We start from the raw sequence: 21,102 nt of genomic DNA, 5'->3' as shown, positions 1-21,102 counted from the left end.
CCTTTTTTTGTATTTTTAAAAAAAAAAAAAAGATATAATGTTAAAATTTTAAAAAGGATTCTTATATGCACAAATTTTTGGATGGGGCAAAAAGTGAGATTTTAAAATATGATGTGATTTCTTTTGATATTTTTGATACCCTTCTTCTAAGACCTTTCATTAAACCCACAGATTTATTTTTGTATATTGAGACTAAATACAATATTAAAGGTTTTCATCAAGCAAGAATCCTGGCAGAAATGCAATCTAGAGAAATCAGTAAAAAACAAGACATTACTCTAGATGAAATTTATCATCAAATCCCAAAAGAGTTTCATTCATATAAGGGAGTAGAAATTGCCACTGAAAAAGAGATGCTTATTCCAAACTTAGAGATGTTAGAACTCTATCGTTTCGCTAAAGAGAACAATAAGAGAGTGATTATTGTATCAGATATGTATTTACCCTTAGAGGTCCTTGAAGATATTTTAATTTCTAAGGGTTTTGATGGTTATACAAATTTCTATCTTAGTAACCATATAATGCTTACTAAACATTCAAAGGATTTGTTTAAGCATGTTTTAAAACAAGAAAATATTACTAATACGCAGATGTTGCATATCGGTGATAATTCTTGGGCAGATGACGCTATGCCTAAAAGTTTAGGCATAGCAACGCTATTTAGAAAAAGCGTGTTGAAACAATTAGAAGAAGTTTTTCCTAAATACAAAACATTTAATCCAACCAGTGTTGCGCAAAGTTTTATTTTAGGATCTTTATGCGTTTTTTATAAAAATTATATTCAAAAACATGAAAAATTTGATTATTGGTTTCTTTTGGGAGCGATGCAGGCAGGAATTGCAGCTGTTGCTTATTGCCAGTTTATCTATAAGGAAATTCATAAAAGAAATATTGATACTTTAGTGTTTGTTGCGCGAGATGGTTATTTATTGCAAAAAATTTTTAATATTTTATATCCAAATTCATATAAAACTACTTATGTCTATGCTCCCAGAATTTTAAAAAAAGCGGTATTTTTAGAAGTCGTAGAGAGCGAGAGTTTGGAAATTTTGCGTATTTTAGAAGGCGAAGAAGAAATTAAAAAGAAGCAAATCACCACCAACCAACAAGCCTATATATACATATGTAGTAACTTTGAATACTGCCGCCATTTAGCGTTAAAATGTTTAGATAATTACAGAAAATATTTGTCTTCATCAAATTTAGAGGGAAATATCGCTATTGTAGATACGATTACTTTAGGCTATTCTTCGCAAGGGTTAATCCAAAAAGCTTTAAACAAAGAAGTTTTTGGGTGCTATGTGGATCTCCTAAGAATTTTAAATTATGATTGCGTGAGTTTCTTACCTTTTTCACACCCTAAATCCGTTTATTTTCATAATTGGGATTTTATGGAGTTTTTGCTAACAAGCCCTGAATACCCTATTTTAAATGTAGAAAATGGCGTTCCAATTTATCAAAAAGACGTTTCATCTTGTGAAAAACACCGCTCTAAAGCTTATGAAAAAATAGTAGAAGGGGCTGTTGGATATGCTTCATATTTTAAAGAAAGTCAAATTTTTTTAGACATTCATGATGTGATAAAATGGGTCAATTTCTTTATTGACAATCCTAGTATTCAAGATCAAGAGCAATTTAAACAAATTTATTTTCTTCCAGACGCAACGCATAAAAACGCTCTGCCCTTGTTTTGCAACGATGTTTCTTTGTTGTCTTGTATTTTAAAACCTTCACAAAGTTATGGCGTATTAAAAAGAAGCCTTAGGACAAACAAGCAAGAGAGGTTGTTTAAAATATTATCTCTAATTAAAAAAATCTATGGGAAGTTAAAAAAGAAATGATAAAATTGGCTCTGTTTTTAATCAAATATGGATAAATAGGGCTTTCTCCCTTAATATAATTCTCTCAAAAGTTATCCACTAGATATTTTTTATTTATCAAATAATCCGTTTTTGAGTATAATCCTACGAAAATTTTAAGGAATGGCATGGAGTTTTTAGGACTGCTTTTGAGTCTAGCCGCTATTTTGATAGCGTTTAAAAAGCCTGAAAAAGAAAATTGGGCGTTTGGGATTTTGATGGTGGTGTGGTTGGTTGAGCTTATCATTTTTATAGCCCACAGCTCTAGCGTTTTGCCTAACATGAATTTATAGGGGTATGCATGAATAAAGAAACCCGATTTTACAATCTTTTTTCTTTGGCAATTTTAGGGATTTTGATCTTTCCTGTGGGTTTGGCGAATTTTTATTTTGGCTATGTTTTGAAAGATTCGCCTTGTATTTTTTGCTGGGCGCAACGCATCAACATGATTTTAATAGGGGCTGTGGCACTTTTGGTGGTGCGTTTTGGGTTTAAGCCTAAATACATTGCCTTGCTATTGCTTATGGCTAGTAGCGGGCTGCATGAGAGCTTTTATCATACCGGTAGCCATGCTTTAGAAGATGTGGGGCAGGGATTCGCGCTCGCTATTTTGGGCTTGCACACGCAGTTTTGGGCGCTTTTTGTCTTTTTTAGCGTGGTGGTGCTTTTAGCGGTTTTGCTCTTTTTTGCCCCTAATACCCAACTTTTTAAAGATTATTCATTAAACGCGCTCCAAAAAAGCGCTTTTTATGTTTTCTTTATAGTGGTGGGTTCTAACGCCGTGCAAGCGTTCATTTCTACCGGGCCTTTCCCTTACATAGGGCAAAGCGATCCGGTGCGTTTTTCGTGGAATTTGAAAGAATCGGTCTGGTCTATGGAGAATTGGGATCATTTGAAATTCCCAAGAAGCGTTTTAGGCAGAAGAGATGTGGGTGAGCCTTTGAAATTGAGCGCTTTGCCTAGAGATAATGATTATGATCATTCGCCTTTAGAAATCGCAAAAGCGTTGAATATTAAGAAAAAAGAAGAGCTTTTTTTAAAATTGAATGGAGCGATCACGGATTTGAATTTCAATGAAGACAAGGCGATTCTTACTACAGAAAACCAAGGCCTTTATCTTGTAAGTAACGATTTGAAAACCATTCATAGCCATATGGTGCTAGATAGCTATTATAGCGCGACGGTGGGGTCGTTCGTGGGGGCGGATTTTAACGAAGATGAAAACATTGTGATCATGGGCAATAATAAAACGAGCGTAGAAATCACTCCTAACAAAAACGCTAACGCGCTTAAAAATTTCCCTTATTTTTTAGAAGGGGCCAACTCTTTTGATGAAGTGGAACGAACCCGCTTGAAAACTTCTAGGGCGAAAAACTATTATGTTAGTGCTGCAAGAAGAGGGGCTAAATTCACTTATTTGATCACCGCTCCTAACAAGCGTTATAAGGATTTGATTATTATCTCTATGCGTAATAGCGACAAACAAGTGCATGGGGAGTTTTTGCTTGAACTGGGCAATGCCAAACTTAAAGAAAAAAGGAAATTGGGCGAGTTAGTTATCAGCGCGTTGGCTTTAAAGGATAATAAGCTTTATGCGTTCAGTAAGGAATTTAACACGCTTTTAGTCATAGACCCCACAAAAGAAGAGATCCTTGAAGTTTATGGCTTGCCTAAAGAGATTAAAAATATCAGCGCTGGGGGGTTTAGGGATAATGAGCTTGTCCTTGTGAGCTATGAGAATGATAAAAATATTCTCTATACCCTTAATTTTTAAACTCTTTTAAAGCTACTTTTTTCTAATATATTAACGCATTAGAAGATGGTCGCTATTTTAGAATAGAGGAAAGTCCGGGCTACATTAGACAAAATTCCATCTAACGGATGGCTAGCGCAAGCTAAGGGAAAGTGCCACAGAAAGCAAACCGCCTTTTTAAGGTAAGGGTGAAAGGGTGGGGTAAGAGCCCACCAGAGCTAAAGCAATTTAGCTTGTTTGGGCAAACCCAATTTGTAGCAAGAAGTGCATGGTAAGTCTAAATTGATACACGCTTCGCTTGAGGAATATTGCAAAATATTTCCCAGATAAATGGCCATCCATTGACAGAACCCGGCTTATTCTAATGCTTAATTGCGTGTTGATTTTTTTAACAAAGTTTCAATCATTTTATTTTTTTTTATTTTTTTACCTAATTATTGTTTAAAACCTTAAAGATTTGTGTTACACTCTATAAAATCAAAATCAAAGGGGATAGCGTGTTAGAAAAATCTTTTTTAAAAAGCAAGCAATTATTTTTATGCGGATTGGGTGTTTTGATGCTGCAGGCTTGCACTTGCCCAAACACTTCACAAAGGAATTCTTTCTTGCAAGATGTGCCTTATTGGATGTTGCAAAATCGTAGTGAGTATATCACGCAAGGGGTGGATAGCTCGCACATTGTGGATGGTAAGAAAACTGAAGAAATAGAAAAAATCGCTACCAAAAGAGCGACAATAAGAGTGGCGCAAAATATCGTACATAAACTCAAAGAGGCTTACCTTTCCAAATCTAACCGCATCAAGCAAAAGATCACTAATGAAATGTTTATCCAAATGACACAGCCTATTTATGATAGCTTGATGAATGTGGATCGTTTAGGGATTTATATCAATCCTAACAATGAGGAAGTGTTTGCGTTAGTGCGTGCGCGTGGTTTTGATAAGGACGCTTTGAGCGAAGGGTTGCATAAAATGGCCTTAGACAATCAAGCGGTGAGTATCCTTGTGGCTAAAGTGGAAGAAATCTTTAAAGATTCTGTCAATTACGGAGACATTAAAGTCCCTATAGCCATGTAGGCTTAGAACAACAAGCGTTCTTCGCTATCGTCTGTTCTTTTGGGGGTGGGGGTGATGGAATTAGGAGTTGAATAGTAGGGGATTTTATCCACGATTTCTTTACGCAAGCCTTTGGGGACATCAAACTTTCTTTTTAAAGAAGGTTCAATCGCTAAAATATTACGCATGAAATACGAATACACAGGCGCACTCACAACGCCTCCTGTCGCTCCTTTACTAATAGGCGTGTTATCGTCCCTCCCAAACCAGATCACACTTTGCAAGGTGGGGGTAAAGCCAATGAACCAAGCGTCAATATTGTTATTAGAAGTTCCGGTTTTACCGGCGACTTCTAAACCTTTAATGTGAGCCAAACTCCCTGTGCCGTTTTCTACCGCATTCATCAGCACTGAAAGGGTTAAAAAAGCCTGTTCTTTGGAGGTGATCTTTTTGGTTTCCATAGGCGTGAAAGTTTTGACATCGTTTTGTTGGTTAGTGATGCTTTCAATGAGCATGGGTTTGAGCATGGTGCCGTAATTAGAAAATAAAGAATACTTTTCAGCCGCTTCAATGGGCGAGATAGCAAAGCTCCCTAACACAATAGACAAATCTTTAGGGAGGTTTTTAAACCCCATATCGCTTAAAGATTGATAGATTTTTTCAAAGCCAAGCTGATCGCTTAAATTGATCGTGGCTAGATTTAACGAATGGCTCAAGGCTTCTTGCAAGGTTACAAGCCCTAAAAACTTGCGGGAATAATTGCTAGGGTGCCATGCGTGGTTTTGCGCGCTGTTTTTACTATAATTGCCATTTTCAAAGTTCCGCGCGGTATCAGGGATTTTAGAAGTCGTGGAATAGCCATTATCAAAAGCGATCTGATACACAAAAGGCTTGATTGCGCTCCCAAACTGCCGTTTGGCTTGCGTGGCGCGATTGAAAGCGCTTTTTTTATAATCAATCCCCCCCACTAAAGCTAAAATCTTACCGGTGCTCGTGTCTGTAACGATCATGCTAGCGTTCAAGTTGTCTTCATCTTCATTAGATGCGTTAGTTTTTGGCTTTTCTTTAGCGATTTTTTCTAAGATTTTTTGATGCCCAAAACGCAAGGACTCTAACGCTAAGCGTTGGTAATCCAAATCTATCGTGAGCTTTATAATATAGCCTTGAGTTTTTAACCCGTCTAATTGATCCAATTGCTTCAACACTTCATCCACGACATAGGGAGCGATATTTTGCGTGGAAGTTTGGTTATAGACGATTGGCACTTCATTGAGAGCGGATTTGAGTTCGTTAGAAGAAATCCAGCCTAAAGAATACAACCGCCTTAAAATATCATTAGCCCTAGAAAGTGAAAATTCTAAATTTTTGGTAGGATCATAAAAACTCGGAGCCCTAGGCAAGGCGACTAACATGGTGATTTCTTTAAGCGTGAGTTTGTCAAGGGGTTTTTTAAAATACCCTAAACTTGCGGTTTTCACGCCATAATACCCATGCCCAAAAAAAGTTTGGTTCAAATAACGCTCTAAAATTTCTTCTTTGCTTAAGACTTTTTCAATGCGTAAAGAAATGATGGCTTCTTTGAGTTTTCTGGTTAGGGTTTTTTCTCGTGTGAGCACCATGTTTTTAACGAGTTGTTGGGTTAGGGTGCTACCCCCTTCAGTGTAACGACCGCTTTTAGCGTTTTTAATCATAGCACGCATGATAGCGTCTAAATTGATCCCCCCATGTTCAAAAAAGAGGGTGTCTTCTACCGCTAAAAGGCTTTCAATGAATCGTGGGGGGATTTCTTCAAAACGCGCATAAAAACGGAATTCTTTATCATAGATATTGGCGATCAAACGCCCTTTTCGGTCTAAAATCTGTGAAGCGACGCCCGGGCGATAATCTTTAATTTTAGCAATATCCTTATCCGTAGTTACCCAAACTTGAGCGATAAGAATGGCTAACAACCCTATGATAATCAAAAATAAAACGATAAAACCATAAAAAATCTTTTTTAGCATTTAACCACTCTTAAAAGAAGATTGTATTTTAGAATAATTTAAAAGGGTGTTCGCAAGCTCTTTAGTGTCTTCTAATCTGTTTTTGAGGGATAAAGAAACTCGTAAAAGGGGTTTAGAAACCGTGGGGGGGCGGATAGCTCCCACTAAAAACCCCTTTTCTTTCAAAAAATGATGGGCGTTTAAAAGAGCGGGATTGTTTTCAAATTCTAAAGTAAAAAATCCTGCGAGCGTTCTAATACCTAAGGTTTCAAAAATAATCTGTTGGTGTTTGCTAAGCTCATTTTTTAATTCTTGTTTTTGCGCGATAAAGTATTCTAAATGGGCCAAAGTCAAAGCGGTGTCTAACAGGCTTAAAGCGGTGGTGTAAATCACGCTTTTAGCGCGATTAGTTAAAAACTCTATGACTTGTAAAGGGGCTAAAATACACGCCCCATAGCTCGCAAGGGCTTTAGAAAAAGTGCTGAGCTTAATGATTTTGTCTTTTTCTTTGATGCGATAATATTCTAAAAAACCCAATAAATTCTCACCGATAGTCCCAAAACTATGGGCTTCATCTACGATTAAAAAAGCGTTAGGGATCTCTTGAGTGATTGTATAAAAATCATAGGGAGCGACGCTCGCATCCATAGAATAAACCCCTTCAATGGCGATGAATTTGAGTTTATTTTTAGGAGCGTTGAAGAGTTTTTGTTGTAAATCTTTAGCGTCATTGTGCGAGAAAAAAACCACTTGATTAGACTTGGTTTTAGTGCTAAAAATCCCGCTTGCATGGTAGTGATCGTCTATGAATAAGAGGGCGTTTTTGACTAAAAGGGTGTCTATTAAAGCCAGATTGCCCAAAAAACCACTCCCCACTAAAAGAGCGCTTTCAAACCCCAACAAATCCGCTAATCGTTCTTCTAATTCTGCATGCAAAGGGTGGTAGCCATTCACTAGCATGGAAGCCTTGGGGGAATGAGTGTCAAAGGATTGGAGCTTATTAAATGCGTTTTGAAGCAAATCTTTTTTAACGCTCAAACCCAAATAATCGTTAGAAGCGTAATCCTTTAATGAAGGGTCAAACAACTCTCTTTTGCGGTAGCGTTTGGCATGGCGTAGGGCTTCTAAAGATTTAGAAAACATCAAAACACTTCATTGAATAAAATCATTCGCCTTTTTGGATTTTTTCAATGATTTTATTGAGTTCATCTTGTTTTTCGTAAAACATCTTATCAATATTTTCTTTGACATGTTTAGCGCTATCTTCCATTAAATGCACTTTATGCTCTAGGTATTTTGAATCGGTAATGTGGTCTTCTTGAACGGCTTTAACCAAATCATTAGCTTCAGCATGCACGCTCGCATGGTGGCTTTCTAAAGCTCTATAGCCTGAAGTGTTGGAAAAATTCTCTTTGCCCGCGCCCTCATAATACCATTTGCCTAAACGGCAATTCTTATGGCTGGTAATGTCAAAGGAGTTGAGGCCAAAGACCATGCCATAAAGGTTGTTTTTAAAGACCACATGATCAAGTTTGGCCAGACCGCAAAACACCCGGTTATTGATATTGTAGATGGTGTATTTTGCCGCTTGCGCGACAATCATGTTGTTTTTCACGGTGGATTTAAGCTCTTCTACATCGCCCTTAATAGAGCCTACAATAGAATTAATATCGTGGGTGTTGGTTTGAATATCGTTCGCTTCTTGTTGCATGCTTTTAACGACAACAGCGATTTCTTTAGTGGCTTTTTGGGTTTTTTCAGCGAGTTTTCTCACCTCATCAGCCACCACCGCAAACCCTCTCCCATGCTCGCCCGCTCGTGCAGCCTCAATAGCGGCATTTAAGGCTAAGAGATTGGTTTGTTCTGCAATATCATCAATCAAAGAAATGACTTGAGTGATTTCATTGCTCCGTTGGTTGAGAGAGTCCGCTAATGAAGTGGCGTTTTGCATCTTTTCATAAAGCGATTCAATGTCTTGGCTCGTTTTATTAACGGTCCCTAATCCTTCAGTAGAATGCTCTTCACCATTTTTAGCCGCATTTAAGAGCAAGCCGGTTTCTTGATGGAAATACTGCATGCTTTCTTGCGCGTTCTCTAAGCCCTCTTTTAAGCTCGTGCAAAAAGTCTTAAACAGATCGCTTTTATGGTATTCCCCCACACCCCCTGTTTTTTTGGCTAGTGAAAAATACTGCACGCCATCAATATTTTGGCTTTTTAAAGAATAAGAAACCCCTTGTAAATTAACGCTTTCTGCGTTTTCTTTAAAATGAACACTCTGTTCTTCTAAATTGTTCAAGCTTGCAAGATTCCCACTCTTAAAAACGACTTTATTGTTTTTAATACCCACAAAACCTTCATGCAAGCACAAATTTAAAAGGCTTTGATAGAGATTGACTTCTTTTTTTAACTCCGCAATCTCAGAATCTTTTTGACTGATTTGAAGCTGCAACTGCTTATTCCCAAACATGGTGGCATTCCTTATTTAAATTTGAATCTTTTGGGATTATACCCAAAATTACCAAACATTTAACCGCTCGCTAGTATTGTTGCTTCAAAAACAATTCGTAAAATAATCCCTGTTTTTTCATAAGGGTTTCAAAGTTGCCCTGTTCTATTAGTTTGCCTTGATCTAAAACGATAATTTCATCAGCTTGCTTGACACTATTCATGCGGTGTGTAATAATTAAAGCCATCTTAGAATGCGATTTTTTAAAAATAAAATCCAAAAACTCTTTTTCTATAATGGGGTCAATAGTACTGCTTGGCTCATCTAAAACAACACAATGACTTGGTTTTAAAAAGGCTCTTATAGTGGCTATGCGTTGCTTTTGACCCAGAGAAAAATCTATCCCATTATACTGTGTTCCAAATAATGCGTTGCTATAATCATTAAGACAATTTTGAAAATTTTCATCAAAAGATTTTAGCATTTCTCTCTTTTGCTTTAATTGCTCTCTTGTGGGGTTGTTTTGCATGAAAAGATTATCATCAATGCTATACCCAGCATAAAGAGAAAAATCTTGGAATATGGCACTCATTTGTTGGTGGTAGCTGTTTAGCTCTAAATCCTGTAACGAGTATTTGTTATTGATAATAATTTGACCTGAATTTGGGATATAAAACCCTAGCAATAATTTAATCAGCGTGGTTTTTCCGCTAGCATTCTTGCCGACTAGTGCATAAATTTTATCAGAGTGTAAAGAGAGATTAAAGTTTTCAAAAATAAGTTTTGAATTAGGATAAGAGAAACTAATATTTTCAAATGTAATGCTATGGATTTTTTCTTCTAATTTGATTTGTGTTTCTGGTTTTGGCATTTTGTAATCTAAAATACAGAAATAATTTTCAAAGTATTTATTGATAGCAAAAAACCACTTTCCATAAAATGATAAATCTTGTAGTTGCTGTTGGGTAGAGCTAAATGCTTGGATATACCCAGCAATTGCCCCCACACCAATGGATTTTGAAAGAATAATAAAAACCATTAAGAAGAATAATGCGACACTTAGAATGGTGGTTAAAACATCAGTATATATGGTGAATATTAAGTTTTTTTGGGCGATTTTCACAAAATTATTAAGATACAATTCTTTGTTTTCAATGAATTTATGATGAAAATTTAGCATGAAGTTAAATAATAGGTTGTCCTTGTTCTTTTGGTTATCTAGTCCAGAATATAGATAATTTTGTATGCTCTCTTTTTTGTCTTGAAGCTTATCTATGGAAGCGCTATGTTTTTTTGCTATATGATTGGAGATGAAAATACAAGGCACTGTTGCAAAAATCATTATAAGGGGTAGATAAATACTAATGGAAAATAATATCCCAAACAGACTCACAAGCCCTATAATGCGTTGCAAGTTAAAAAATAGATTACTGACATAATTTAGGGGACGGATGTATAGACCGTTATGGATAGCGTTAAGCTTAATAGTGTGATCTTTGTTTTCAAAAAAATTTAGATTTTTAACTTTTGTGAGTTTATTAGCAAGCTGAGTGATGATGTTTATAGAAAATTGTTCAGCAATAATGGTTTGCAAGCTTGATGAAATTCCTGAGAACACATGCGTTAAAAACAGCAAGGCTCCCCATAGTAGCAAAGTTGGTAACAGCAAGCTGTATTCAAAATGCGTATGATTTTGCAATAGATTCACCACAATATCAATCAATCTTATCATAACAAGGATATTTAGAGATGGAATAATGCCGACAAACAGCACTATAATTGACGCCAACACAACACGTTTTGGTGAGCTTTTGTAGAGTAAAGCAAAAGTCCTTAATGGAATGTTTTTTATGGTATCCATTGGTGTTTGCATTCAATAAGATTTGGTATCAATTTTCTTTATTATAGTCCATTTTCATGCTCTTTTAAATTTTGCTTTTAAAATAAAGCCCTTTAAAATTTCAAACTTTAACCGATAATAGTTCCAACCAAAAGCAAGGATGCCTTTGGGTTTTTTATAACAAGGAGTTACAACAATGGCTTTTCAGGTCAATACAAATATCAATGCGATGAATGCGCATGTGCAATCCGCACTCACTCAAAATGCACTTAAAACTTCATTGGAGAGATTGAGTTCAGGTTTAAGGATTAATAAAGCGGCTGATGACGCATCAGGCATGACGGTGGCGGATTCTTTGCGTTCACAAGCGAGCAGTTTGGGTCAAGCGATTGCCAACACGAATGACGGCATGGGGATTATCCAGGTTGCGGATAAGGCTATGGATGAGCAGTTGAAAATCTTAGACACCGTTAAGGTTAAAGCGACTCAAGCGGCTCAAGACGGGCAAACTACTGAATCTCGTAAAGCGATTCAATCTGACATCGTTCGTTTGATTCAAGGTTTAGACAATATCGGTAACACGACTACTTATAACGGGCAAGCGTTATTGTCTGGTCAATTCACTAACAAAGAATTCCAAGTAGGGGCTTATTCTAACCAAAGTATTAAGGCTTCTATCGGCTCTACCACTTCTGATAAAATCGGTCAGGTTCGTATCGCTACAGGTGCGTTAATCACGGCTTCTGGGGATATTAGCTTGACATTTAAACAAGTGGATGGCGTGAATGATGTAACTTTAGAGAGCGTGAAAGTTTCTAGTTCAGCAGGCACAGGGATTGGCGTGTTAGCAGAGGTGATCAACAAAAACTCTAACCGAACAGGGGTTAAAGCTTATGCGAGCGTTATCACCACGAGCGATGTGGCGGTCCAGTCAGGAAGTTTGAGTAATTTAACCTTAAATGGGATTCATTTGGGTAATATCGCAGATATTAAGAAAAATGACTCAGACGGAAGGTTAGTCGCAGCGATCAATGCGGTTACTTCAGAAACCGGCGTGGAAGCTTATACGGATCAAAAAGGGCGCTTGAATTTGCGCAGTATAGATGGTCGTGGGATTGAAATCAAAACCGATAGCGTCAGTAACGGGCCTAGCGCTTTAACGATGGTTAACGGCGGTCAGGATTTAACAAAAGGCTCTACTAACTACGGAAGGCTTTCTCTCACACGCTTAGACGCTAAGAGCATCAATGTGGTTTCAGCTTCTGACTCACAGCATTTAGGCTTCACAGCGATTGGTTTTGGGGAATCTCAAGTGGCAGAAACCACGGTGAATTTGCGCGATGTTACCGGGAATTTTAACGCTAATGTCAAATCAGCCAGTGGCGCGAACTATAACGCTGTCATCGCTAGCGGCAATCAAAGCTTGGGATCTGGGGTTACAACCTTAAGAGGCGCGATGGTGGTGATTGATATTGCCGAGTCTGCGATGAAAATGTTGGATAAAGTCCGCTCTGATTTAGGTTCTGTGCAAAATCAAATGATTAGCACCGTGAATAACATCAGCATCACTCAAGTGAATGTTAAAGCGGCTGAGTCTCAAATCAGGGATGTGGATTTTGCTGAAGAGAGCGCGAATTTCAATAAAAACAACATTTTGGCGCAATCAGGCAGCTATGCGATGAGTCAAGCCAACACCGTTCAACAAAATATCTTAAGGCTTTTAACTTAGTTTTGAGAAAAGTGTTTGTATGGGGCTAACGCTTTAAGCGTTGGCTTTTCGCTTTAATTTTTGCTTCTTTTTTAATAAAATACTCTTTTTGATTTCTTTATTTATACTTTAATTACAGGCGGTTATTGTGTTGGATAGTTTTGAGATTTTAAAGGCTTTAAAGAGTTTGGACTTATTGAAAAACGCCCCTGCTTGGTGGTGGCCTAACGCTTTGAAATTTGAAGCTTTATTAGGGGCGGTTTTAACGCAAAATACTAAATTTGAAGCCGTTTTGAAATCTTTAGAAAATCTAAAAAACGCTTTCATTTTAGAAAATGATGATGAGATCAATCTTAAAAAAATCGCTTATATAGAGTTTTCAAAGCTTGCAGAGTGTGTCCGCCCTAGCGGGTTTTATAACCAAAAAGCCAAACGACTGATTGATTTGAGTAAGAATATTTTAAAAGACTTTCAGAGTTTTGAAAATTTTCAACAAGAAGTAACCAGAGAGTGGCTTTTAGACCAAAAAGGTATTGGCAAAGAAAGCACGGATGCGATTTTATGCTATGCGTGCGCTAAAGAAGTGATGGTGGTGGATAAATACAGCTATCTTTTTTTAAAAAAATTAGGCATAGAGATAGAAGATTATGACGAATTGCAACATTTTTTTGAAAAAGGCGTTCAAGAGAATTTAAATTCCGCCTTAGCGCTTTATGAAAACACCATTTCTTTAGCACAACTTTATGCGAGATTCCATGGAAAGATCGTAGAATTTTCCAAACAAAAATTGGAATTAAAGCTTTGATTTTCAGATTTTTCTTAATCTTAAGCCTTTTGAAAGGGGTTTTACTGGCTAAAAAGGATGGGAATTTTTTCAAACCTTTAGAGCCTACTAAAAAATATTTTGGCTCTTTTAAAATCGGCTATCTGTATCAGCATGCAGAAACGACTAAAAGATCCCCCATCCGCCCTAAAAACCGCCCGCCTATTTTAATGGATAAAATTTACCATGACGCTTCTTTAGGCTTTCAGGCAGGGTTCGTTTTAAAAAAGAAAGCTTTATTAGGGGGGTATTTGGATGCAGGAATGGGCGATTCGTATTTCATGAGCGCTGGGCTAGTCGCTGGGGTGAGGCTTTTTAAGGGGTGGGTTATCCCTAAAATCGCCTTAGGCTATCAGCTTCAAATTTTAGGGGCTAAGATTGATAAGTATCAATTCAATATCCAATCAGCAGTAGGGAGTGTGGGCTTGTTTTTCAATGCGGCTAAAAATTTTGGCTTGAGTGTAGAAGCAAGGGGTGGTATCCCTTTTTATTTCATCCAAAGCAAATTTTCTAAAGCCTTTGGCACGCCACGATTGAACATCTATTCTGTTGGTATCACATTCACTTTTTATGACTTTACGAGATTTTTAGGGTAAAATATTCATTTTAAAAACTAACCATAGGGTATAAAAACCATAATTAGACAAACCTTTAAGGATTTATGATGATTTTCATTGATGCGTGTTTTAGAAAGGAAACGCCTTACACGCCCATTTGGATGATGAGGCAAGCGGGGCGTTACCTTAGCGAATACCAAGAGAGCCGTAAAAAAGCGGGGAGTTTCTTGGAATTGTGTCAAAATAGCGATTTAGCCACAGAAGTTACTTTGCAGCCGGTAGAGATTTTGGGCGTGGATGCGGCTATTTTGTTTAGCGATATTTTAGTAGTGCCTTTGGAAATGGGCTTGAATTTGGAGTTTGTCCCCAAAAAGGGGCCGCATTTTCTAGAGACGATTACGGATTTAAAAAGCGTGGAAAGCCTAAAAGTAGGGGCTTATAAACAACTAAACTATGTCTATGATACGATTTCTCAAACGCGCCAAAAGCTTTCTAAAGAGAAAGCGTTAATCGGTTTTTGCGGATCGCCTTGGACTTTAGCGACTTACATGATTGAAGGCGAGGGGAGCAAATCGTATGCTAAAAGCAAGAAAATGCTCTATAGCGAGCCTGAAGTTTTAAAAGCTCTTTTAGAAAAATTAAGCCTTGAATTGATAGAGTATTTGAGCCTTCAAATCCAAGCAGGGGTCAATGCGGTGATGATCTTTGACTCATGGGCTAGCGCTTTAGAGAAAGAAGCGTATTTGGAATTCAGTTGGGATTATTTGAAAAAAATCTCTAAAGAGCTTAAAAAACGCTATGCGCATATCCCGGTTATCCTTTTCCCTAAAGGGATTGGTGCTTATTTGGACAGCATAGATGGGGAATTTGATGTGTTTAGCGTGGATTGGGGCATGCCTTTAGAAGCGGCAAAAAAGATTTTAGGCGATAAATATGTTTTGCAAGGGAATTTAGAACCCACCCGCCTTTATGATAAAAACGCTTTGGAAGAAGGGGTTGAAAAGATTCTAAAAGTCATGGGCAATCAAGGGCATATTTTTAATTTAGGGCATGGGATGTTGCCGGATCTGCCTAGAGAAAACGCAAAATATTTAGTGCAATTAGTGCATGCTAAAACCAGGCGATAGGGGGATTGATGAAAACTATTATAAGATATGCGAGTTTATGGGGCTTGTGTGCGGCTTTAACTCTAGCCCAAACCCCCTCTAAAACCCCTGATGAAATCAAGCAAATCCTTAACAATTATAGCCACAAGAATTTAAAACTCATTGATCCGCCGACAAGTTCTTTAGAAGCAACACCGAGTTTTTTATCCTCGCCTAAAGAAACAGCGACCACGATCAATCAAGAGATCGCTAAATACCATGAAAAAAGCGATAAAGCCGCTTTGGGGCTTTATGAATTGCTAAAAGGGGCTACCACTAATCTTAGTTTGCAAGCGCAAGAACTCAGTGTCAAGCAAGCGATGAAAAACCACACCATCGCCAAAGCGATGTTTTTGCCCACTTTGAACGCGAGTTATAATTTTAAAAATGAAGCTAGGGATACTCCAGAATATAAGCATTATAACACCCAACAACTCCAAGCTCAAGTCACATTGAATGTGTTTAATGGCTTTAGCGATGTGAATAATGTCAAAGAAAAGTCTGCGACTTACCGCTCCAATGTGGCTAATTTAGAATATAGCCGCCAAAGCGTGTATTTGCAAGTGGTGCAACAATATTATGAGTATTTTAACAACCTCGCTCGCATGATCGCTTTGCAAAAAAAATTAGAGCAAATCAAAACGGATATTAAAAGGGTTACCAAACTCTATGACAAAGGGCTGACCACGATTGATGATTTACAAAGCCTAAAAGCGCAAGGGAACTTGAGCGAATACGATATTTTGGACATGCAATTTGCTTTGGAGCAAAACCGCTTGACTTTAGAATACCTCACTAACCTCAGCGTGAAAAATTTGAAAAAGACCACGATTGATGCGCCTAATTTGCAATTAAGAGAAAGGCAAGATTTAGTCTCTTTAAGGGAGCAAATTTCTGCACTCAGATACCAAAACAAGCAACTCAACTATTACCCCAAGATAGATGTGTTTGACTCATGGCTTTTTTGGATCCAAAAACCCGCTTATGCCACAGGGCGTTTTGGGAATTTCTACCCCGGTCAGCAAAATACGGCTGGGGTTACTGCGACTTTGAATATTTTTGATGATATAGGCTTGAGCTTGCAAAAACAATCCATCATGCTAGGCCAATTAGCGAATGAAAAGAATTTAGCGTATAAAAAATTGGAGCAAGAAAAAGACGAACAGCTTTACAGAAAGTCGCTTGATATTGCCAGAGCTAAGATTGAATCTTCTAAGGCTAGTTTGGATGCGGCCAATCTTTCTTTTGCCAATATTAAAAGGAAATACGACGCTAATTTAGTGGATTTCACCACCTATTTAAGGGGCTTAACCACGCGCTTTGATGCAGAAGTGGCTTACAATTTAGCTCTCAATAATTATGAAGTGCAAAAAGCCAATTACATTTTCAACAGCGGGCATAAAATAGACGACTATGTGCATTAAGGGAATGAAAATGATACGAAAAATTTTAATAGGACTTTTTTTGAGTTTTTTGAGCATGGAAGCTGGCGAAAGAGTGTATGCGATTTTCAATGTGAAAGCGATGCAAGATTCCAAACTCACCTTAGACAGCACAGGGATTGTGGATAGCATTAAGGTTACTGAGGGGAGCGTGGTCAAAAAGGGCGATGTTTTGTTGCTTTTGTATAATCAAGACAAACAGGCTCAAAGCGATTCTACCGAGCAACAACTCATTTTCGCTAAAAAGCAATACCAACGATACAGCAAAATTGGGGGCGCTGTGGATAAAAACACTCTAGAGGGTTATGAGTTCACTTACAGGCGCTTGGAGTCTGATTACGCTTATTCTATTGCGGTATTGAATAAAACCATTTTAAGAGCCCCTTTTGATGGCGTAATAGCGAGTAAAAACATTCAAGTGGGCGAAGGGGTGAGCGCGAATAATACGGTGTTATTGAGACTAGTCAGCCATGCCAGGAAATTGGTCATTGAATTTGATTCTAAATATATTAATGCAGTCAAAGTGGGGGATACTTACACTTATTCTATAGATGGGGATTCCAATCAGCATGAAATTAAAATCACTAAGATTTACCCCACGGTTGATGAAAACACTAGGAAAGTGAGCGCTGAAGCCCTTTTGTCTAAGCCTATGGCAGTGGGGCTTTTTGGCGATGGGTTTATCCAAACGAAATAATAGGATATTTTGATGTATAAAACAGCGATTAATCGTCCTATTACGACCTTGATGTTTGCTTTGGCGATTGTCTTTTTTGGGACTATGGGTTTTAAAAAATTGAGCGTGGCGCTTTTCCCTAAAATTGATTTGCCTACGGTGGTGGTTACTACGACTTATCCTGGGGCTAGCGCTGAAATCATAGAGAGTAAGGTAACCGATAAGATTGAAGAAGCGGTGATGGGGATTGATGGGATCAAAAAGGTTACTTCTACGAGTTCTAAAAATGTGAGCATCGTCGTCATTGAATTTGAGTTAGAAAAACCTAATGAAGAAGCCTTAAACGATGTGGTTAATAAAATTTCTTCGGTGCGTTTTGATGATTCCAATATTAAAAAACCCTCTATCAATAAATTTGATACCGACAGCCAAGCCATTATTTCATTGTTTGTGAGCAGTTCAAGCGTGCCGGCTACAACCCTTAATGATTACGCTAAAAACACCATTAAACCCATGCTCCAAAAAATCAATGGGGTAGGGGGCGTGCAGCTCAACGGCTTTAGGGAGCGCCAGATTAGGATTTATGCCGATCCCACTTTGATGAATAAATACAACCTGACTTATGCGGATCTTTTCAGCACGCTTAAAGCGGAGAATGTGGAAATTGATGGGGGGCGCATTGTCAATAGCCAAAGGGAATTGTCTATTTTGATTAATGCGAATAGTTATAGCGTGGCGGATGTAGAAAAGATTCAAGTGGGTAATCATGTGCGTCTTGGCGATATTGCAAAGATTGAAATCGGTTTGGAAGAAGACAACACTTTTGCGAGCTTTAAAGATAAACCCGGTGTGATTTTAGAAATCCAAAAGATTGCCGGAGCGAATGAAATTGAAATCGTAGATAGGGTGTATGAAGCGTTAAAACACATTCAAGCCATTAGCCCTAGCTATGAAATCAGACCCTTTTTAGACACCACGAGCTATATCCGCACCTCTATTGAAGACGTGAAATTTGATCTAATCTTAGGGGCGATTTTAGCGGTTTTAGTGGTGTTTGCGTTCTTGCGTAACGGCACGATCACCCTTGTTTCAGCGATCTCTATCCCTATTTCTATCATGGGGACTTTTGCGCTCATCCAATGGATGGGCTTTTCATTAAACATGCTCACCATGGTGGCTTTAACGCTAGCGATAGGGATTATCATTGATGATGCGATCGTGGTGATTGAAAATATCCATAAAAAGCTAGAAATGGGCATGAGCAAACGAAAAGCAAGCTATGAGGGGGTGAGAGAGATTGGCTTTGCTCTAGTAGCGATTTCAGCGATGCTGCTCTCTGTGTTTGTGCCTATAGGGAACATGAAAGGCATTATCGGGCGCTTTTTCCAAAGCTTTGGGATCACAGTGGCTTTAGCGATCGCTTTATCGTATGTGGTGGTCGTTACGATTATCCCCATGGTAAGCTCAGTCGTGGTCAATCCCAGGCATTCTCGTTTTTATGTGTGGAGTGAGCCTTTTTTTAAGGCTTTAGAGTCTCGTTATACCAAGTTGCTCCAATGGGTATTAAACCACAAGCTCATTATCTTTATAGCGGTGGTTTTGGTGTTTGTGGGTTCGCTTTTTGTGGCTTCTAAGCTCGGCATGGATTTCATGCTGAAAGAAGATAGGGGGAGGTTTTTAGTGTGGCTTAAGGCTAAACCGGGTGTGAGCATAGATTACATGACACAAAAGAGTAAGATCTTTCAAAAAGCGATTGAAAAACATGATGAAGTGGAATTTACCACTTTGCAAGTGGGTTATGGCACCACACAAAACCCTTTTAAGGCTAAGATTTTTGTGCAACTCAAGCCTTTAAAAGAGCGCAAAAAAGAACACCAATTGGGGCAATTTGAGTTGATGCGCGCTTTAAGGAAAGAGTTGAGAAGCTTGCCTGAAGCTAAAGGTTTAGATACTATTAATCTTTCTGAAGTTGCTCTTATAGGGGGCGGTGGGGATAGTTCGCCCTTCCAAACCTTTGTGTTCTCCCATTCTCAAGAAGCGGTGGATAAAAGCGTGGAGAATTTGAGAAAATTCTTATTAGAAAGCCCTGAATTAAAAGGCAAGGTTGAAAGCTACCATACAAGCACGAGCGAATCGCAACCGCAATTGCAACTCAAAATCTTAAGACAAAACGCTAACAAATACGGCGTGAGCGCTCAAACCATTGGATCGGTGGTGAGCTCTGCTTTTTCTGGGACTTCTCAAGCGAGCGTGTTCAAAGAAGATGGCAAAGAATACGACATGATCATTAGAGTGCCTAATGACAAGCGCGTTTCTGTAGAAGACATCAAACGCTTGCAAGTGCGTAACAAATACGATAAATTGATGTTTTTAGACGCTTTAGTGGAAATCACAGAAACTAAAAGCCCGTCCAGTATTTCTCGCTATAACCGCCAACGCAGCGTTACGGTGCTTGCTGAGCCTAATAGGAATGCGGGCGTTTCTTTGGGCGAGATTTTAACGCAAGTGAGTAAAAACACTAAAGAATGGCTGGTTGAAGGGGCGAATTACAGATTTACCGGAGAAGCGGATAACGCCAAAGAGAGCAACGGGGAGTTTTTAGTCGCTTTAGCGACAGCGTTTGTGCTGATTTATATGATTTTAGCAGCGTTGTATGAGTCCATTTTAGAGCCTTTTATCATCATGGTTACCATGCCTTTAAGCTTTTCAGGGGCGTTTTTTGCTCTAGGTTTAGTGCATCAGCCTTTGAGCATGTTCTCTATGATAGGCTTGATCTTGCTCATTGGTATGGTGGGTAAAAACGCCACGCTTTTAATTGATGTGGCGAATGAAGAGCGTAAAAAAGGTTTGAATATCCAAGAAGCCATTTTGTTTGCGGGCAAAACCCGTTTAAGACCGATTTTAATGACGACCATTGCGATGGTTTGTGGCATGCTACCTTTAGCGTTAGCGAGTGGGGATGGAGCGGCGATGAAATCCCCTATAGGGATTGCGATGAGTGGGGGCTTAATGATTTCTATGGTGTTAAGCTTACTCATTGTGCCGGTGTTTTATCGTTTGCTCGCTCCCATAGACGACAAAATCAAGCGGTTTTATCAAAACCAAAAAACTTTAGAATGAAAAAAATTGTTTTAATTTTGGCTTTATGGGTGGGCTTGTTAGGGGCGTTTGAGCCTAAAAAAAGTCATATTTATTTTGGGGCTATGGTGGGTTTAGCCCCTATTAAAATAACCCCAAAACCGGCTAGTGATTCTTCTTATACGGCTTTTTTATGGGGGGCTAAAGGGGGGTATCAATTCGCTTTTTTTAAAGCTCTAGCGCTAAGGGGTGAATTTTCCTACCTTATGGCAATCAAACCCACCGCATTGCACACGATTAACACTTCTTTATTGAGCTTAAATATTGATGCATTGAGCGATTTTTACACTTACAAAAAATACAGCTTTGGGGTGTATGGGGGGCTTGGGATAGGGTATTTTTATCAAAGCAACCATTTAGGCATGAAAAATAGTTCGTTTATGGGTTATAACGGCTTGTTTAATGTGGGGCTTGGCAGCACGATTGATTACCACCACCGCGTAGAGATTGGGGCTAAAATCCCTTTTTCAAACACCAGAAATTCTTTTAAAAATTCTTATTTTTTAGAGAGCGTTTTTATCCATGCGGCTTATAGCTATATGTTTTAAGAGAGAATAAAAATAGCCTATTGGTGGTCGTTATCAATAAGATAAGATCCTTATGATATAAGGAGATTGTGCCGTTTTTAATTAAATTGTATAATATGGATAGCATCAAAAAATATAACAACGAGTATGA

Annotated in this window: 16 protein-coding genes and 1 other RNA gene; 13 read left to right on the top strand and 4 right to left on the bottom strand. The window is 38.3% G+C overall.

Annotated elements, in window-relative coordinates; all coding sequences use genetic code 11:
* Window positions 1-65: 65 nt before the first annotated feature.
* The 5 genes from CXY28_RS04650 (at window position 66) to CXY28_RS04625 (ending at window position 4,688) form a co-directional block, all read left to right on the top strand.
* Window positions 66-1,841: an HAD-IA family hydrolase gene (locus CXY28_RS04650; RefSeq protein ID WP_100979676.1), complete on the top strand. Its 1,776-nt coding sequence runs from the start codon at window positions 66-68 to the stop codon at window positions 1,839-1,841.
* 146 nt (window positions 1,842-1,987) lie between these two features.
* Window positions 1,988-2,152 carry a hypothetical protein gene (locus tag CXY28_RS04645; RefSeq protein ID WP_000394822.1) on the top strand — a complete coding sequence of 55 codons (165 nt, stop codon included), beginning with the start codon at window positions 1,988-1,990 and terminating at the stop codon, window positions 2,150-2,152.
* 8 nt (window positions 2,153-2,160) lie between these two features.
* Window positions 2,161-3,633, top strand: a complete 1,473-nt coding sequence (locus CXY28_RS04640) for a disulfide bond formation protein B (protein ID WP_100979674.1) — start codon at window positions 2,161-2,163, stop codon at window positions 3,631-3,633.
* 35 nt (window positions 3,634-3,668) lie between these two features.
* Window positions 3,669-3,984: RNase P RNA component class A (gene rnpB / locus CXY28_RS04635), an RNA gene on the top strand.
* Window positions 3,985-4,169: 185 nt separating this feature from the next.
* A complete protein-coding gene (locus CXY28_RS04625) occupies window positions 4,170-4,688 on the top strand; it encodes a tumor necrosis factor alpha-inducing protein (RefSeq protein WP_231622747.1) in 519 nt (172 codons plus the stop codon).
* 2 nt (window positions 4,689-4,690) lie between these two features.
* On the opposite strand, the gene pbp1a is transcribed toward CXY28_RS04625, so the two are convergent.
* From pbp1a to CXY28_RS04605, 4 genes are all read right to left on the bottom strand, one after another.
* Window positions 4,691-6,670, bottom strand: coding sequence for a penicillin-binding protein 1A (gene pbp1a / locus CXY28_RS04620; protein ID WP_100979672.1), 1,980 nt, complete (start codon window positions 6,668-6,670; stop codon window positions 4,691-4,693).
* Entirely contained in the window at window positions 6,671-7,792 is a 1,122-nt protein-coding gene (locus tag CXY28_RS04615) for an aminotransferase class I/II-fold pyridoxal phosphate-dependent enzyme (protein WP_100979670.1), read from the bottom strand.
* Window positions 7,793-7,814: 22 nt separating this feature from the next.
* Window positions 7,815-9,116, bottom strand: coding sequence for a chemotaxis chemoreceptor TlpD (gene tlpD / locus CXY28_RS04610; RefSeq protein WP_100974156.1), 1,302 nt, complete (start codon window positions 9,114-9,116; stop codon window positions 7,815-7,817).
* A 70-nt stretch (window positions 9,117-9,186) separates the two neighbouring features.
* Window positions 9,187-10,956, bottom strand: coding sequence for an ATP-binding cassette domain-containing protein (locus tag CXY28_RS04605; protein ID WP_232779982.1), 1,770 nt, complete (start codon window positions 10,954-10,956; stop codon window positions 9,187-9,189).
* A gap of 175 nt (window positions 10,957-11,131) precedes the next feature.
* On the opposite strand from CXY28_RS04605, the gene CXY28_RS04600 reads away from it, so the two are divergent.
* The 8 genes from CXY28_RS04600 to CXY28_RS04565 all read left to right on the top strand — a co-directional run bounded on the left by CXY28_RS04600 (window position 11,132) and on the right by CXY28_RS04565 (window position 20,972).
* Window positions 11,132-12,664: a flagellin A gene (locus tag CXY28_RS04600; protein ID WP_000885496.1), complete on the top strand. Its 1,533-nt coding sequence runs from the start codon at window positions 11,132-11,134 to the stop codon at window positions 12,662-12,664.
* Window positions 12,665-12,791: 127 nt separating this feature from the next.
* Complete coding sequence (locus tag CXY28_RS04595; protein WP_100979666.1) at window positions 12,792-13,448, top strand: 3-methyladenine DNA glycosylase; 657 nt, start codon at window positions 12,792-12,794, stop codon at window positions 13,446-13,448.
* Window positions 13,445-14,062 (top strand): hypothetical protein, encoded by a 618-nt coding sequence (locus CXY28_RS04590; RefSeq protein ID WP_198542611.1) that lies wholly within the window; start codon window positions 13,445-13,447, stop codon window positions 14,060-14,062. Before CXY28_RS04595 ends, CXY28_RS04590 begins: the two co-directional genes overlap by 4 nt.
* 68 nt (window positions 14,063-14,130) lie before the next feature.
* Window positions 14,131-15,150, top strand: a complete 1,020-nt coding sequence (gene hemE / locus CXY28_RS04585) for a uroporphyrinogen decarboxylase (protein ID WP_198542610.1) — start codon at window positions 14,131-14,133, stop codon at window positions 15,148-15,150.
* A gap of 8 nt (window positions 15,151-15,158) precedes the next feature.
* Window positions 15,159-16,592: an efflux RND transporter outer membrane subunit HefA gene (hefA, locus tag CXY28_RS04580; protein WP_100979662.1), complete on the top strand. Its 1,434-nt coding sequence runs from the start codon at window positions 15,159-15,161 to the stop codon at window positions 16,590-16,592.
* 10 nt (window positions 16,593-16,602) lie between these two features.
* Complete coding sequence (hefB, locus tag CXY28_RS04575) at window positions 16,603-17,307, top strand: efflux RND transporter periplasmic adaptor subunit HefB (RefSeq protein WP_000619671.1); 705 nt, start codon at window positions 16,603-16,605, stop codon at window positions 17,305-17,307.
* A gap of 12 nt (window positions 17,308-17,319) precedes the next feature.
* Complete coding sequence (gene hefC, locus CXY28_RS04570) at window positions 17,320-20,406, top strand: efflux RND transporter permease subunit HefC (protein WP_100979660.1); 3,087 nt, start codon at window positions 17,320-17,322, stop codon at window positions 20,404-20,406.
* Window positions 20,403-20,972 carry an outer membrane beta-barrel protein gene (locus CXY28_RS04565; protein ID WP_100979658.1) on the top strand — a complete coding sequence of 190 codons (570 nt, stop codon included), beginning with the start codon at window positions 20,403-20,405 and terminating at the stop codon, window positions 20,970-20,972. The genes hefC and CXY28_RS04565 overlap by 4 nt, the downstream gene beginning before the upstream one ends.
* Window positions 20,973-21,102 lie beyond the last annotated feature (130 nt).

Source organism: Helicobacter pylori (assembly GCF_002832345.1).
Classification (GTDB): Bacteria; Campylobacterota; Campylobacteria; order Campylobacterales; family Helicobacteraceae; genus Helicobacter; species Helicobacter pylori_CP.
The sequence above is the reverse complement of the archived record's forward strand: the minus strand, read 5'-3'. Positions and strand labels throughout refer to the sequence as shown.

What these genes read in the sequence shown, in the direction of transcription:
- CXY28_RS04650 (WP_100979676.1), top strand. Translation starts at nt 66, where the DNA reads ATGCACAAATTTTTGGATGGGGCAAAAAGTGAGATTTTAAAATATGAT.
- CXY28_RS04645 (WP_000394822.1), top strand. Translation starts at nt 1,988, where the DNA reads ATGGAGTTTTTAGGACTGCTTTTGAGTCTAGCCGCTATTTTGATAGCG.
- CXY28_RS04640 (WP_100979674.1), top strand. Translation starts at nt 2,161, where the DNA reads ATGAATAAAGAAACCCGATTTTACAATCTTTTTTCTTTGGCAATTTTA.
- CXY28_RS04625 (WP_231622747.1), top strand. Translation starts at nt 4,170, where the DNA reads ATGCTGCAGGCTTGCACTTGCCCAAACACTTCACAAAGGAATTCTTTC.
- pbp1a (WP_100979672.1), bottom strand. Translation starts at nt 6,670, where the DNA reads ATGCTAAAAAAGATTTTTTATGGTTTTATCGTTTTATTTTTGATTATC.
- CXY28_RS04615 (WP_100979670.1), bottom strand. Translation starts at nt 7,792, where the DNA reads ATGTTTTCTAAATCTTTAGAAGCCCTACGCCATGCCAAACGCTACCGC.
- tlpD (WP_100974156.1), bottom strand. Translation starts at nt 9,116, where the DNA reads ATGTTTGGGAATAAGCAGTTGCAGCTTCAAATCAGTCAAAAAGATTCT.
- CXY28_RS04605 (WP_232779982.1), bottom strand. Translation starts at nt 10,956, where the DNA reads ATGGATACCATAAAAAACATTCCATTAAGGACTTTTGCTTTACTCTAC.
- CXY28_RS04600 (WP_000885496.1), top strand. Translation starts at nt 11,132, where the DNA reads ATGGCTTTTCAGGTCAATACAAATATCAATGCGATGAATGCGCATGTG.
- hemE (WP_198542610.1), top strand. Translation starts at nt 14,131, where the DNA reads ATGATTTTCATTGATGCGTGTTTTAGAAAGGAAACGCCTTACACGCCC.
- hefA (WP_100979662.1), top strand. Translation starts at nt 15,159, where the DNA reads ATGAAAACTATTATAAGATATGCGAGTTTATGGGGCTTGTGTGCGGCT.
- hefB (WP_000619671.1), top strand. Translation starts at nt 16,603, where the DNA reads ATGATACGAAAAATTTTAATAGGACTTTTTTTGAGTTTTTTGAGCATG.
- hefC (WP_100979660.1), top strand. Translation starts at nt 17,320, where the DNA reads ATGTATAAAACAGCGATTAATCGTCCTATTACGACCTTGATGTTTGCT.
- CXY28_RS04565 (WP_100979658.1), top strand. Translation starts at nt 20,403, where the DNA reads ATGAAAAAAATTGTTTTAATTTTGGCTTTATGGGTGGGCTTGTTAGGG.